Raw genomic sequence first — 14,663 nt, 5'->3', positions numbered from 1 at the left:
TAGGGTTTAAAGTTGGAGGAACGTTCAGCAACTTTAAACCTTAAACAAAGAAAACTTTAAACAAAAAGAAGATGAACATCCTAGATAAAATAATAATTGATAAAAGAAGAGAAGTTATTCTCAAAAAATCAATCATACCAGCTTCACAATTAGAAGCTTCCGTTTTTTTCTCAAAAAAGATTATTTCATTAAGTGAAAATTTAAGAAATAGCACTTCTGGAATTATTGCCGAGCACAAACGACGTTCTCCCTCAAAAGCGGAGATAAATTATAGTTTCACGGTGGAAGAAGTGGTAAAAGGGTACGAAGATGCGGGTGCATGTGGAATTTCGGTATTGACTGATGGGAAATATTTTGGCGGTTCTTTAGATGATTTACTTTTGGCAAGAGCCTCGGTAAACATTCCATTACTGCGAAAAGAATTCATTGTGGATGAATACCAAATCCTCGAAGCCAAAGCCTATGGAGCCGATTTGATTTTGCTCATAGCAGCGGTATTAACCCGAGAAGAAATCAAATCTTTATCTCAATTTGCAAAGAGTTTAGGACTGGAAGTACTATTAGAAGTACACAATCAAGAAGAATTGGAGAAATCGATTATGCCAACTCTCGACATGATTGGGGTGAACAATAGAAACCTAAAAACTTTTGAAGTAAGTTTAGATTTCAGCAAACAATTGGCTTCACAAATACCGGATGAGTTTGTGAAAATTTCTGAAAGTGGTATTTCATCGATTGAAGCGATAACTGAATTAAAACCCTTTGGTTACAAAGGGTTTCTAATAGGTGAAAACTTCATGAAAACAGAAAATGCGGGAAAAGCGGCTAAGGAATTTATTATGAAACTAAATTAAGGCTGAGAACAAAAAGAATTGTTAAACCCTGAGTGAACTTAGCGCATTCTTCGTGAACTTTGTGATTAAAAATTAAGACAATGATAAACCCAAACAAGTACAACACAACTTCTCCCTCCCCATCAGGGAGGACTGGGGTGGGGATCAAAATCTGCGGAATGAAATACCCCGATAACATACTAGAAGTGGGATCACTCCTGCCCGATTATATGGGTTTTATCTTTTGGGAAAAATCGGCAAGGTATTTTGACGGTATGATTCCAGATTTACCAAACTCTATTAAAAAAGTTGGCGTTTTTGTAAATGAAACCGCAGCTATTATTGCCGAAAAAGTATTGAAACATGATTTACTGGCAGTTCAGTTACACGGAAAAGAATCAGTAGCGTTTTGTGAAGCGTTGCGAAACCAACTTCCAAAAGACATCGAAATCATCAAGGTATTTTCTATACAAGATGAATTTGACTTTAGTATTTTAGAACCATTTGAAGCTGTCTGTGATTATTTCCTTTTTGATACTAAGGGGAAATTACCTGGAGGAAACGGAACAACTTTCGATTGGAAAGTATTAGAAAATTATCCTTCCACAAAACCATTTTTTCTAAGTGGTGGTATAGGACTCGAAGAATTAGATGCAGTTGAACAAATCATAAAAACGAATTTACCCGTTTATGCTATCGATGTAAATAGTAAATTTGAAACAGCGCCGGGATTAAAAAACATAAAACTAGTTAGAGAGCTTCAACAAAACTTGAAACTTTAACCTTAAACATAAAAACAATGTCATACCACGTAAACGAAAAAGGCTATTACGGTGAATTTGGAGGAGCCTACATTCCTGAAATGTTATATCCAAATGTTGAAGAATTACGCCAACAATATTTAAAAATCACTGCAGAACCAAGCTTTCAAGCAGAGTTTGATGCACTTTTAAAAGACTATGTAGGGCGACCAACTCCTCTATATTTTGCAGAACGCTTATCTCAAGAATACAATACAAAAATATACCTTAAAAGAGAAGATTTATGTCACACTGGAGCACATAAAATCAACAATACAATTGGCCAAATTTTACTTGCCAAACGTTTGGGTAAAACCCGTATTATTGCCGAAACTGGTGCAGGTCAACATGGCGTTGCGACAGCAACTGTTTGTGCTTTAATGGGATTGCAATGCATCGTCTATATGGGCGAAATTGACATCAAGCGCCAGGCGCCAAATGTAGCGCGTATGAAAATGCTAGGGGCCGAAGTGCGTCCGGCACTTTCAGGATCCAAAACATTAAAAGATGCGACAAACGAAGCTATTCGCGACTGGATCAACAATCCAGTAGACACTTATTACATCATCGGTTCTGTAGTAGGACCCCATCCATATCCTGATATGGTGGCTCGTTTTCAAAGTGTCATCTCTCAAGAAATAAAAACACAATTGCTGGAAAAAGAAGGAACAGAAAAACCTGATTATGTCATTGCCTGCGTTGGTGGCGGAAGCAATGCTGCCGGTACGTATTACCATTTTTTGGATGATGAAGACGTAAAGATCATCGCTGTCGAAGCGGCAGGTCTAGGAGTAGATTCTGGAGAAAGTGCAGCTACCTCCGTATTAGGAAAAGTAGGTGTGATTCATGGTAGCAAGACCTTATTGATGCAATCTACAGATGGTCAGATTACCGAACCGTATTCCATTTCGGCAGGATTGGATTACCCAGGCGTTGGTCCTATGCACGCTAATCTTTATGCAACGGGAAGAGCACAGTTTATCTCGATTACTGATGAACAAGCGATGCAATGGGGATTAAAACTTTCTAAAATGGAAGGACTTATTCCGGCGATTGAAAGCGCTCATGCCTTTGCTGTTCTGGACGAAATGAAATTCAAACCAGAGGATATTGTTGTGATTAATTTGTCTGGACGTGGCGACAAAGATTTAAATACGTATATTGACTACTTTAAATTGTAAAAAGGGTTAACCCTGAATCATTTTCAGGGCGCTCGCTATCCACACAAGAAGATCAGATTTAAAAATAAATTATAAATAGAAAAAAATGGAAAATTTATTTGCCTACGGTTCCCTAAGAGAAGAAGAAGTACAAAAAACAGTTTTTGGACGGATCCTAAAAGGGGTTCCAGAAAAATTATCAGGATATGCAGTAAAAGAAATACAAATTGAAGAAGAATTCGGAATAGAAACGTATCCAATTATCGTCCCTACCGAAGATAATGAAGACTCAATTCATGGCATAGTGTATGAACTAACGTTAGAAGAACTCTCCCTTTCTGATACTTACGAAGGAAACTCTTATACCAGAATTGAAGTGCCATTGCAATCCAAACAAATGGTATGGGCTTACAGCGCCAAAGTATAAACGATTAAAAAACAGGCTGCAAAACAGATTCAAGATCTGATAAAACAACAAAAATGAACAGAATAAATCAACAATTACAGGCAGACAAAAAGATCCTTTCCATCTATTTTTCTGCTGGATATCCTAACCTAAACGACACTGTACAAATCATTCAGGATTTAGAAAAAAATGGTGTAGACATGATTGAAATCGGATTGCCGTTTTCTGATCCATTAGCCGATGGTCCAACCATACAAGCTAGCTCTACCCAGGCGTTGCATAACGGAATGACTACCCAAAAATTATTTGAACAACTAAAAGACATTCGCAAATCAGTATCGATTCCGTTGATAATCATGGGCTATTTTAACCCAATGTTGCAATACGGAGTAGAGAATTTCTGCAAGAAATGTGCTGAAATCGGTATCGATGGATTAATCATTCCTGATCTTCCAGTTGACGTTTATGCTGATGAATACAAAGCCATTTTTGAAAAATACGGCCTAATCAACGTGTTATTGATTACACCACAAACTTCTGACGAACGCATCGCTTTTATCGACAGCGTTTCAAACGGTTTTATTTATATGGTAAGCTCCGCAAGTGTAACTGGATCACAATCTGGTTTTGGAAGTACACAAGAAGCTTATTTCAAACGAATTGCCGACATGAACCTAAAAAACCCTCAAGTAATCGGGTTTGGAATCAACAACAAAGAAACGTTTAACCAAGCGACACAATTTGCAAAAGGCGCCATTATAGGGAGTGCTTTTATCCAGCACCTAACCGAAAACGGAACAGCTAAAATTGCAGATTTTGTAAGAGCGATTCGATAAACAGATTCAACTACTACCAACTACTATATAAACCGCAAATTCGCAATTTTAAAGACCTTACTGGACTTCATAAATTGCGAATTTGCGGTATTTTAAAAAAAAACAAAACTCTTAGGAAGCCGCTTCTTCTTCTACAGCAAATTCCATAGTATCCTCAGCGTCTGCTACAACTTCAGGTCTAGACGCCTTCAGTGCATTAAACTTTTCTATTTTTTCCAAATCTTCTTCCTCACCAGAGAAATAAGGAAACACATCCATAATAGGAGATTCTGAAACAGCTGGAATGCTATACTCACCCATAGTGCTTTGCATGATACCCATTGTATTATCAAAAGCTTCTTTTACATCGTTTGCCTGTACTAAAAAATACATATTGGTTTTACGTTCTTTACCACTTTCTTCGTCATAAGCCAATAAAGAAATTTTTGATTTAAACCAACGATCACAATTTTCAAAAGGATGAATCTCTGCATAATTAGCTACTTTTATGTTCGTGATTTTAAACTCTTCACTGATGTAAGCCGCCATCTCTTCATTGATTCTACTTTCGGCTTCAGTATACGATAAAGCATCTACCAAATAAGGTTCAGTCGTAATCTTTTGTCCGCCAGTTTCATCTGTTTTTCTATATTTTACTTTGCATTCGTACCAAGTTGTGCTCATCTCTTTATTTTTTAGGATGTCAAAGATAGATTTTAAAGAAAAAAAAATAGGGTATTCATAAAATAGATATTCACAATTTTCGATAGAGAATGTATCACATTTATTATCAGAATTTTAACTGTACAAATATATAACCCCGCTCAACCTTCGTTAAGATGGATGTTTAAGTACAATTTTAAATTTTAGTGAATTGTTTCTTCTTCATTAATATCAACAGCTACAATATCAATTGTTTTATTTGCATAGATATAAATTAGTATTCCTAAACACACTGAGAGGCTAGTTTTCATGTAGTACCCAAAATCGATATTACCAAATCCGTCAGCGATATCTTTAAGAAATTGTCCGAAAAATTGTAATCCTGATGCAATAATTAAAAAAATCATGGCCCAAATTTTAATTCCACTTTTCGCCAATTTATTCTTGGTAATGGTTAGAAAAAGCAAAGTAGACAAAATTACTACGGGTAGTAAAACCATTACCCTAAAACCTACGATTGCTACAAATAAATTATTCGCCAAGAGCAAAATAAAAATCGTCATTACAGCCCAATAATAAGTAGTATTGTTAAATTTAGTCTTTTCCATAATGAATTTTTATTGCTAATAATTACCGCTAATGTATTAAAAAACCAAAGACAAAATAGAAACATCGTAATTCTTTTCTTACACGATTTAAAATTCCAGAACTAAACAAAATCACTTATCATCTTTACAAAACCTTTTTTGTTTTTGTTAATATTATGTTAAATAAAAATTAAACAGCTGTTTAATTTAAACAGTTGTTTAATTTCGTATTGTAATAAACAACTATGTCTAGTAATCCCGATTTTAACGAAAAACAAATTCAAATTCTCTTGGTGGCAGAAACCTTATTTGCCGAAAAAGGATTTGATGGAACTTCCATTCGAAATATCGCAAAAGAAGCCAAGATTAATATCGCCATGGTTTCTTATTATTTTGGTTCGAAAGAACGTTTGCTGGAATCGCTGATATTCTATAGAACCAAAGATTTAAAGATTCAAATAGAAAATTTGTTGGTTGAAGATCTAGAACCCATTGCCAAGATCAACAAGCTGATTGCCATTTACATCAATAGGATTAATTCCAATAAAGGGATTTTTAGAATTCTTCATTTTGAGATGGCCACCAAAAAAAAGGAACTAAATATTAAATCCTTTTACGACTTGCGAAAAAGCAATTTAAAATCGCTTGAAGCCATCATCACCGAAGGTCAGGATAAAGGCGTATTTAGAAAAGACATTTCAATTCCGCTGATAACCCCTACTATTCTGGGTACTTTTTTTCATTTCCATATGAATAAAGAGTATTTCATGGATTTATTAAATATAAATACTGAAGACGTATACAATAATTATATAAATGTCAATCTGACAAAACACATTCAACAAACCATAAAAGCACTTCTGATATATGAAAGTTAGTCAACTCATGCTCTTTGGGATATTCTTTATCGGAATTTCGTCAATAGAAGCGCAAGAAAAAACGAGTTTAACGCTCGGTGAAGCCATTCATTTGGCTTGGGCCAAAAGCAATGAAGTTTCTTTGGCAAACACTAAAGTAAGTACCAAAAAACACGAATTACAGTCGGTTAAAAACAGTCAGTATCCTGATTTGAAAATATCAGGTCAATACCAGCGCTTAACGCAGGCATCCATTGATTTCAAAATAAATAAAAGTAGCGACGCGCAACCGCTTCCTGTCGTAGATCAATTAATGATAGGACAGGTAAGTGCTAGTCTTCCCGTATTTTCAGGTTTTAAAATTCAAAATACCATTAAAGCCTACGATAATATGTATCAGGCTGAAACGGCCGCTGCCATGCAAACCAAAGAAGAAGTGGCGATGATGGTCGTTAATTACTATGCAAGTTTGTACAAAGCACAAAAAACGGTTGAACTTTTAAAAGAAAATCAAAAAAGTGCAAAACAACGTGTTAGTGATTTTCTTGAATTAGAAAAAAACGGAATTATTCCAAGAAACGATTTATTAAAATCACAACTTCAGGTTTCAAAAGTACAGCTTTCATTAGACAGAGCCATCAGTGAATTAAACACGGTGAATTTTGAGCTTGTGAGTCTGCTAAAAATGGACGCCAAGACAAAATTAGAAATCAAAGAAAGTGATTTTGCCGACTTCCTAATGACGAATATTCCAACGAATGACGAACTAGCATTGGGAAACCGTAAAGATTTAGAATCCATTCGACTACAAGAAAAAGCAAGTTTAGCTAATGTTCAAATGGCCAAAAGCGGTTATTATCCTTCTATTTCAATCATTGGCGGGTATACGGCATTAGATTTAAAAAATGTTATCACGGTACAAAACGCTATGAATATAGGTGTTGGTGTCTCATATGATTTAAGCGGTATTCTGAAAAACGGTACCAATGTTAAAATAGCGGAAAGCAAAGCACTTGAAATACAAAATTCAGAAATGATGCTTACTGACTATATTAAAATACAAGTACAGAAAGCCATTGAAGATTATGATCTAGCTTTAAAACAAGATTTAGTTTACAATCAGGCAGTGGAACAAGCATCAGAGAACTACAGAATTATAAAAGACAAATACGATAACGGTTTATCTGATACCAATGATCTTCTTGAGGCTGATGTGGAACAACTGGGTTCCAATATCAATAAAACACTAGCTCGAGCTAATGTGATCCAAAAATACTATGAGTTGCTTTCTGTAAGTGGGCAATTAAACCAAACTTTCAATCTTTCAAAAATATAATCGACACCTAAAATGACTAAGAAAAAAACCAATACCAAGTTTATCATTATAATCACTTCATTAGTACTACTAGGTGTTATTTATGGAACCTATAAGTATGTTCATTCCCTTTCTCACGAAGGAACTGATGATGCGCAGATTGAGAAAAACATGAACCCAATTATTCCAAGAGTATCGGGATATGTAAGTAAGGTGTTTATAAAAGACAACGATTTTGTAAAAAAGGGAGATACTTTGTTTACGATTGACAAGAAAGATTACCAATTAAAAATTGACGAAGCAACAGCAAATTTGGCTGCAGCCGAAGGAAATTTAGAAGTTACAAAAGCCGACATCGGTAGTATTTTGGCCAGTATTTCTGTATCAGAAGCTAATGTAAAATCAGCGGGTGGAAACATTGAAAGCGCTAAAATCAGATTGGATCGTGTCAACAGTGATTACAACAGATATAACAATTTATATAAAAGCCATACGATTACAAAACAACAATACGAGCAGGCATTAGCAGCTAAATTAGAAGCTGAAAATCAAGTACGCATTTTGCAACAGCAAGAAAAAGCAACTGCTTTTCAAAAATCAGTTGTTGTGGCAAAATCAAAAGCAACGGACAAACAAACAGATGTGGCTTCAGCCAATATTAAAAGAGCGAAAGCATTACTTGACTCTGCAATTTTAAATTTAAGTTATACGGCGATCACTGCTGCAATTGACGGGCAGGTTTCTAAAATTGACATTCAACCAGGACAATTAGTTCAACCAGGACAGTCTCTTTTTTATATTATCAACAACAATGAAGCATGGGTTGTAGCTAATTTTAAAGAAACGCAATTAAATAAAATGGTGACTGGACAAAAAGTGACTATCAAAGTAGATGCGTATCCTGATTATGATTTTAATGGAACGGTTACTTCCTTTTCTCCTGCAACTGGAGCGCGTTTTTCTATTTTGCCTCCAGATAATGCCACTGGTAATTTTGTAAAAACGATTCAACGTTTACCAGTAAAAATTAGCATTGATGCAAACAACGATATTGAGAAAATAAAATTATTACGTCCGGGAATGAATGTGGATGTAGACGTACATATAAAATAAAATGGTAATAGGACAAGGAGACGACGATTTAGTCGAATACGGCTTTAGACGGGTTATCATTACAATAACGGCAGTACTTTGTGCTTTGCTAGAAATTGTAGATACCACTATTGTCAATGTTGCACTAACAAACATGAGAGGAAGCCTTGGCGCAACATTAACTGATGTTGCCTGGGTTATTACTGCCTATGCGATTGCAAATGTGATTGTAATTCCTATGACCAGTTGGCTTTCACAACAATTTGGAAGAAGAAATTACTTTGCTGTTTCGATCATTATTTTTACCGTTGCTTCCTTTTTATGTGGTAACGCTACCAATATATGGGAATTAGTGGCCTTCCGATTTATTCAAGGTCTTGGAGGTGGTGCCTTATTGGTAACTGCACAAACGATTATCACCGAGAGTTACCCTATTGCAAAAAGAGGAATGGCGCAAGCTATTTATGGAATGGGTGTAATTGTAGGTCCTACACTAGGTCCGCCATTAGGTGGATATCTTGTGGATCATTTTTCATGGCCTTACATTTTTTACATCAATATTCCTTTAGGTATTATAGCTACCCTTTTGACTTTAAGTTTTGTAAGAAGCCCAAAATATGGAGAAAAACTGAAATCGAATCAAGTCGATTGGATTGGAATCATTCTTTTGGCATCTTTCATTGGTTCACTACAATTCGTACTGGAACATGGACAACAAGATGACTGGTTTAACAACAACTTAATTGTTTTATTAAGTGTCGTTTCATTATTTGGATTAATACTGTTTATCTGGAGGGAGTTAACCTATAAGTATCCAATTGTAAATTTAAGCGTTCTAAAAGACGGGAACTTGAGAATTGGTACTCTTATGGCTTTCATACTAGGTTTTGGTTTATATGGTTCCACATTGATAATTCCAATATATACACAATCCATTTTAGGATGGACTGCTACTGATGCTGGCTTATTGTTGATTCCTGGTTCTATAACTACAGCTTTTATGATGCCTATTATTGGTAAATTGATACAAAAAGGAGTTCCTCAAGGCTACATGATTGGTATTGGGTTCTTAGTTTTCTTTCTATTTACCTTAATGATGCACAATAGCATGACACCAGATACGGGGGAAGAACATATGTATTGGGCATTAATTCTAAGAGGAGTTGGCCTAGGATTACTTTTCGTCCCAATTACTACTTTATCGCTATCTACTTTATCCGGTAAAAACATTGGTGAAGGAGCTGCATTTACCGGTATGATGAGACAATTGGGAGGTTCTTTTGGTATTGCCATAATTACTACTTTTATCACACGATTCAGTCAGGAACACCGCGTCAATTTAATTGCGCATTTAGATAGCAGTAAGTTTGAAGTACAACAACGATTGCTGCTGTTGCAAAAGGGTTTTATGTCAAAAGGCTTCACTGCAAATGAATCTATGAAAAAAGCCTATCAGGCAATTGATTATTCCGTTTTAAAGCAAAGCACTGTTTTATCGTATATGGATATTTTCATGTATCTGGGTATTATGTTTCTCTGTTGTATTCCAATTATATTCTTCATCAAAAAAGGAAAAAACAAAATCAATCCAGCCGATGCAATGCATTAAACCCATAAAAAAACTCCGATTTAAGTCGGAGTTTTTTTATGGATTATTTTAAAAGTACTATCTAGTAAATACTAAATGATCTCCTTTTGAAAGATTAGCATCAAATTGATAGCCATCGTAATTGAAGCCTTTTAAATCTTCTATTGTTTTTGCTTCCGTATCTATAATATACCTCACCATCATCCCCCTTGCTTTCTTAGCAAAAAAACTAATTATTTTAAGCTTTCCATCTTTATAATCCTTAAAGTCTGGAGTGATTACCGGAACTTTCAATGCTTTACTATCTACCGCCGAAAAATATTCAATACTTGCCAAATTGACAAACAGCTCCCCTTTTTCTAATTCTTTATTTAACGATTTTGTTACTTTAGTTTTCCAAAATTCATATAAGTTCTTATCTTCTCCAATGGGCAGCTTTGTCCCCATTTCTAATCGGTACGCCTGAATTAAATCCAATGGTTTCAGTACTCCATATAAACCCGAAAGTATGCGTAAACTATCTTGTAAATTTTCTATTTTTTCTATTGGAATCGAATAACCGTCTAAACCAGTATAAACGTCGCCATCAAAAGCATAGACGGCAGGACGTGCGTTCTCAGGCGTAAAAGGAGTTTTCCAATCTTTATTGCGTTGCCAGTTCAAGTCCGCTAATTTATCTGAAATATCCATTAATGCAGATAGATCTTTTGGGGATTGTTGCTTCAACACTTTCTGGATTTGTCTTGATTCTTTTAGAAAAGCAGGTTCCGTATATTGTGAAGTAGGTAGTTCCTTTTCGAAGTTTAAAGATTTGGCTGGCGATATAACAATTTTCATAAATAATCCTATTTCAGGTTCTTTTTAATATAAAATCAAAAGTACTAATTGAAAAACAATAAACACACATATACAAATCGATTTGTTTAATGACGAAATAGAAAATAAAAATTGCTGCAAATTTTAATTATGCTATTTTTGATTCTGAATTTTATGACACGACCTTCTATTTTTTTATCATGAGCAAAATTGAAATTAAAAAAGCGACTCTATCCGATTTAGAATCGCTGCAAATTATTGGCAAGCAAACCTTCACCGAAACATTTGCATCGGTAAATACTCCTGAAAACCTTTCAAATTACATCGCACAAAGCTTTAATACAGGACAAATAACAGAGGAATTGACTAATCCAGAATCTTCCTTTTACTTAGCCCTATTAGACGCTAAAATTATTGGCTATTTAAAGATCAATTTTGGTAAAGCACAAACTGAGTTAATGAACGAGAATGCAATGGAGATTCATCGTATTTATGTTGTACAGGAATACCACGGTAAAAAAGTGGGACAGTTATTTCTTGATCACGTATGGGAAATAGCTCAGCAAACTCAAGTTGAATATATTTGGTTGGGAGTTTGGGAAGAGAATTACCGAGCGCTTGGATTTTATACTAAAAATGGATTTGTCGCATTTGACAAACATGTTTTTACATTAGGCGATGACATACAAACCGACCTATTATTAAAGCATCAAATAAAAAAATAACTCTTAACAAACATCTTTCATCATATTGAACCCGCATTCACTTTCAGTATTAAAGTAATCATAAACAACCACGTTGTTAGTTTCATTTTAAGAAACCTATCAACTAAATCGTATATCAACCCCTTTCTATTAGTATCGGATTATCAAAAAAACAGAATTTAAATTCCTGTTTTACAATTTTTAATACAGTAACCTCTGATAATATTATCAATTTCTAGGAGGAGATTCGTAACTATTTAGCTATTTTTGTGAATCTACGAATTAGTCGTTTAAATTAGTAACAAAACGGGAATTCTTCCGGTTTTAGGGTAAAAAGAATACATGAAGACAAAAATGAAAAAAACAATAAAGCGCATTTACAATTCAGATTTATTTAATGAATTTTTTGAAAGCGAAAAATCAACAGGTCTTATCCTTATAGCGTGCACCATATTTTCTTTGTTTATGGCAAATTCAATATTTGGGGCACAATACATCAACACCTGGCATATGAAACTGGGAGGAGAAAGTCTGGAATACTGGATTAATGATGGCTTAATGACCATATTCTTTTTATTAATTGGTTTAGAATTAGAAAGAGAAATCTACAAAGGTGAGTTATCAAACATAAAAGATGCTCTATTACCCATATTTGCAGCCTTAGGAGGAATGCTAGTTCCTGCGGGACTGTACTTAATGCTCAACTACGGAACTATTGCGCAAGCTGGAGCAGGTGTGCCTATGGCAACTGATATTGCTTTTGCATTGGGAATTCTGTCTTTATTAGGGAATCGAGTGCCACTTTCTTTAAAAATATTCTTAACAGCATTAGCGGTAATAGATGATTTAGGAGCTATTATGGTTATTGCCATATTTTATACTAAAACTATTCTTTGGTCTAACCTGTTTTATGCTTTAGGTACAATGTTAGTGTTGTTTGTACTTAACCGTATGAAAGTTAAAAACCTGATTCCTTACCTTATTGGTGGGGTAATAATGTGGTGGTTCATGCTTCATTCAGGTATTCACGCTACTGTTACCGGAGTACTATTAGCTTTTGTTATTCCGTTTGGAAATGGAGATAAAGAATCTACCTCATCTATTTTACAGCATTTTCTCCATAAACCAGTTGGTTTTTTTATACTCCCGCTCTTCGCACTAGCCAATACAGCAATTGTTATCAGTTCAAATATTGGAGAAACTATTGCTCAGCATTACAGTATAGGAATCGCTTTAGGGTTAATCGTAGGGAAGCCATTAGGTATTTTTGTCTTTTCACTTGCGGCTGTTTCTTTAGGAATTTGTAAACTCCCCTCTGATTTGAATTGGAGAACAATCATTGGAGTTGGATTTTTGGGAGGTATTGGGTTTACAATGTCGATCTTCATAACTTTACTCGCTTTTGATGACCAAACTATAATTAGCAACGCAAAATTTATCATTCTACTTTCGTCGTTAATAGCAGGATTAGTAGGCTTTATCTTTTTGAAAAAAACTTTAAAAGAAGGCATTGATGAAAACAATAGTAAATAGTCTTTTTGCTTACATCAATTTAAGCAAAGGAGAGGAAGAAAAGAAGAAAGTATTGGATTTCGTAAAGTCCAATATTTCCTTCAGGGGTTCTAATTTATGGATTTTAGCTTGTGCTATAGTAGTTGCATCTATAGGATTAAACGTAAATTCCACCGCAGTTATAATAGGCGCGATGTTAATATCTCCATTAATGGGTCCGATTATAGGAGCTGGTTTTGGGTTGGGTGTTTATGATTTCAATTTACTGAAAAAATCGTTAAAAAATTTACTGATAGCCACTCTTGTTGGCCTCGTTGTTTCTACCCTCTATTTTTATGTCAGCCCGTTTAAAGAAGCGCAGCCTGAATTACTATCTCGAACTTCACCTAATATCTACGATATTCTTATTGCCTTTTTTGGTGGTTTGGTTGGTGCAATAGCCATTACAAGAGTAGAAAAAGGAAATCCAATACCCGGTGTTGCCATAGCAACGGCGCTTATGCCGCCACTTTGTACCGCAGGATATGGCTTAGCATTAGGGAGTTTTAAATTCTTTTTTGGAGCCATGTATTTGTATTCTATCAACTGCGTGTTCATTTGTATTTCTACTTTTTTCATCGTAAAATATTTAAAGTATCCTACCAAAAAACAACTAGACGAGAAAGCCCAAAAACAGGTGAAATATATTATTTCAGGCTTGATCACAGTGTTAATCCTACCTAGTATCTATTTTGCCTACATCTTAATTGAAGAAAAAAAATACCAACACCAGATTGATCTTTTTACAGACAATGAGTTTTCAAACAAAGGAATTGCCATTTTGTATAAGAAAACTAAATTCAATCAAAACCCAAAAAAACTGGAGCTCGGGTTTCTTTCAAAAAGATATAGTGCAGATGAAATTAAGAAACTAAATCTAAGGCTTAAAGCCTATGATATAAACAATACCGTCCTATCTGTAATACAGGACACAACAGATCTTAAAAGCGATATTCTTAACGAAATTAGCTTTAACAAATCACAGCTAAGTAAAAAAGATGTTTCAATTTTAAGTCTAAAAAAACAACTTGTCGCAAATAAGTATGATAACAAAGCCTTATTAGCTGAAATAAAAATTTTGTTTCCTGAGGTAGATAATATTTCAATGTCTAATCATACCTTCAATGAAAGTACTGACAGTACCAAAACAGTACCTGTATTGATATATAAAAGTACAAAAGGCCTTCCTGAAAACTCCGTAGAAAAATTGTCTAAGTGGTTACAAAAACGCTTAGTTAAAGATGATGTCGAAGTATACAGACAACCTATCAAAGCGGTCAATAAAATAGAACCAAAAGGAGTCGTGAAAAAATAACATTATTTAAATACTAATTAAAATTGGTATTTAGTCTCCCTTACTCTTAGTCCACTTGTATAAAAACACGGCTATTCAACGTCCTTTTCTATGCGTAAATAAGCAAGAAACTCCCAATCTAAGCACTTGAAGATTGGGAGTTTCTTGTTTTGATATTTATA

The 14,663-nt window shown here is 34.7% G+C and carries 15 protein-coding genes; 12 read left to right on the top strand and 3 right to left on the bottom strand.

Annotation, left to right across the window (positions count from 1 at the left end):
* The first annotated feature begins 71 nt into the window (after nt 1-71).
* The 5 genes from trpC to trpA all read left to right on the top strand — a co-directional run bounded on the left by trpC (nt 72) and on the right by trpA (nt 4,035).
* On the top strand, nt 72-854 hold the full coding sequence (gene trpC / locus AAC069_RS09970) for an indole-3-glycerol phosphate synthase TrpC (protein ID WP_339920320.1): 783 nt from the start codon (nt 72-74) through the stop codon (nt 852-854).
* Nucleotides 855-1,012: 158 nt separating this feature from the next.
* On the top strand, nt 1,013-1,615 hold the full coding sequence (locus AAC069_RS09965) for a phosphoribosylanthranilate isomerase (protein ID WP_339920476.1): 603 nt from the start codon (nt 1,013-1,015) through the stop codon (nt 1,613-1,615).
* A 17-nt stretch (nt 1,616-1,632) separates the two neighbouring features.
* Nucleotides 1,633-2,814 (top strand): tryptophan synthase subunit beta, encoded by a 1,182-nt coding sequence (gene trpB / locus AAC069_RS09960; protein ID WP_339920319.1) that lies wholly within the window; start codon nt 1,633-1,635, stop codon nt 2,812-2,814.
* Nucleotides 2,815-2,899: 85 nt separating this feature from the next.
* Nucleotides 2,900-3,220: a gamma-glutamylcyclotransferase family protein gene (locus tag AAC069_RS09955; protein WP_091087285.1), complete on the top strand. Its 321-nt coding sequence runs from the start codon at nt 2,900-2,902 to the stop codon at nt 3,218-3,220.
* Between the two features lie 53 nt (nt 3,221-3,273).
* On the top strand, nt 3,274-4,035 hold the full coding sequence (gene trpA, locus AAC069_RS09950) for a tryptophan synthase subunit alpha (RefSeq protein WP_339920318.1): 762 nt from the start codon (nt 3,274-3,276) through the stop codon (nt 4,033-4,035).
* 111 nt (nt 4,036-4,146) lie between these two features.
* Here trpA and AAC069_RS09945 read toward each other — a convergent pair whose 3' ends face one another.
* Nucleotides 4,147-4,698, bottom strand: a complete 552-nt coding sequence (locus AAC069_RS09945; RefSeq protein WP_339920317.1) for a DUF4494 domain-containing protein — start codon at nt 4,696-4,698, stop codon at nt 4,147-4,149.
* A 182-nt stretch (nt 4,699-4,880) separates the two neighbouring features.
* Complete coding sequence (locus AAC069_RS09940) at nt 4,881-5,285, bottom strand: hypothetical protein (protein WP_339920316.1); 405 nt, start codon at nt 5,283-5,285, stop codon at nt 4,881-4,883.
* A 224-nt stretch (nt 5,286-5,509) separates the two neighbouring features.
* Here AAC069_RS09940 and AAC069_RS09935 point away from each other — a divergent pair, with 224 nt between their 5' ends.
* The 4 genes from AAC069_RS09935 to AAC069_RS09920 are packed head-to-tail and all read left to right on the top strand — an operon-like array spanning nt 5,510 to nt 10,137.
* Nucleotides 5,510-6,142 (top strand): TetR family transcriptional regulator, encoded by a 633-nt coding sequence (locus tag AAC069_RS09935; RefSeq protein WP_339920315.1) that lies wholly within the window; start codon nt 5,510-5,512, stop codon nt 6,140-6,142.
* Nucleotides 6,132-7,457 carry a TolC family protein gene (locus tag AAC069_RS09930; protein ID WP_339920314.1) on the top strand — a complete coding sequence of 442 codons (1,326 nt, stop codon included), beginning with the start codon at nt 6,132-6,134 and terminating at the stop codon, nt 7,455-7,457. Before AAC069_RS09935 ends, AAC069_RS09930 begins: the two co-directional genes overlap by 11 nt.
* A gap of 12 nt (nt 7,458-7,469) precedes the next feature.
* Complete coding sequence (locus tag AAC069_RS09925; RefSeq protein WP_339920313.1) at nt 7,470-8,549, top strand: HlyD family secretion protein; 1,080 nt, start codon at nt 7,470-7,472, stop codon at nt 8,547-8,549.
* Nucleotide 8,550: 1 nt separating this feature from the next.
* The gene (locus AAC069_RS09920; protein WP_339920312.1) at nt 8,551-10,137 is read left to right on the top strand and encodes an MDR family MFS transporter; all 1,587 of its coding nucleotides are present in this window, start codon (nt 8,551-8,553) and stop codon (nt 10,135-10,137) included.
* 57 nt (nt 10,138-10,194) lie between these two features.
* On the opposite strand, the gene yaaA is transcribed toward AAC069_RS09920, so the two are convergent.
* On the bottom strand, nt 10,195-10,953 hold the full coding sequence (gene yaaA / locus AAC069_RS09915) for a peroxide stress protein YaaA (RefSeq protein WP_339920311.1): 759 nt from the start codon (nt 10,951-10,953) through the stop codon (nt 10,195-10,197).
* Nucleotides 10,954-11,132: 179 nt separating this feature from the next.
* On the opposite strand from yaaA, the gene AAC069_RS09910 reads away from it, so the two are divergent.
* From AAC069_RS09910 to AAC069_RS09900, 3 genes are all read left to right on the top strand, one after another.
* Complete coding sequence (locus AAC069_RS09910; RefSeq protein ID WP_339920310.1) at nt 11,133-11,657, top strand: N-acetyltransferase; 525 nt, start codon at nt 11,133-11,135, stop codon at nt 11,655-11,657.
* Nucleotides 11,658-11,978: 321 nt separating this feature from the next.
* Nucleotides 11,979-13,169, top strand: coding sequence for a Na+/H+ antiporter NhaA (gene nhaA, locus AAC069_RS09905; protein WP_339920309.1), 1,191 nt, complete (start codon nt 11,979-11,981; stop codon nt 13,167-13,169).
* Complete coding sequence (locus tag AAC069_RS09900; protein ID WP_339920308.1) at nt 13,150-14,502, top strand: TIGR00341 family protein; 1,353 nt, start codon at nt 13,150-13,152, stop codon at nt 14,500-14,502. The genes nhaA and AAC069_RS09900 overlap by 20 nt, the downstream gene beginning before the upstream one ends.
* Nucleotides 14,503-14,663: the final 161 nt, after the last annotated feature.

Source organism: uncultured Flavobacterium sp., from assembly GCF_963974175.1.
Lineage (GTDB): Bacteria > Bacteroidota > Bacteroidia > Flavobacteriales > Flavobacteriaceae > Flavobacterium.
The sequence above is the reverse complement of the archived record's forward strand: the minus strand, read 5'-3'. Positions and strand labels throughout refer to the sequence as shown.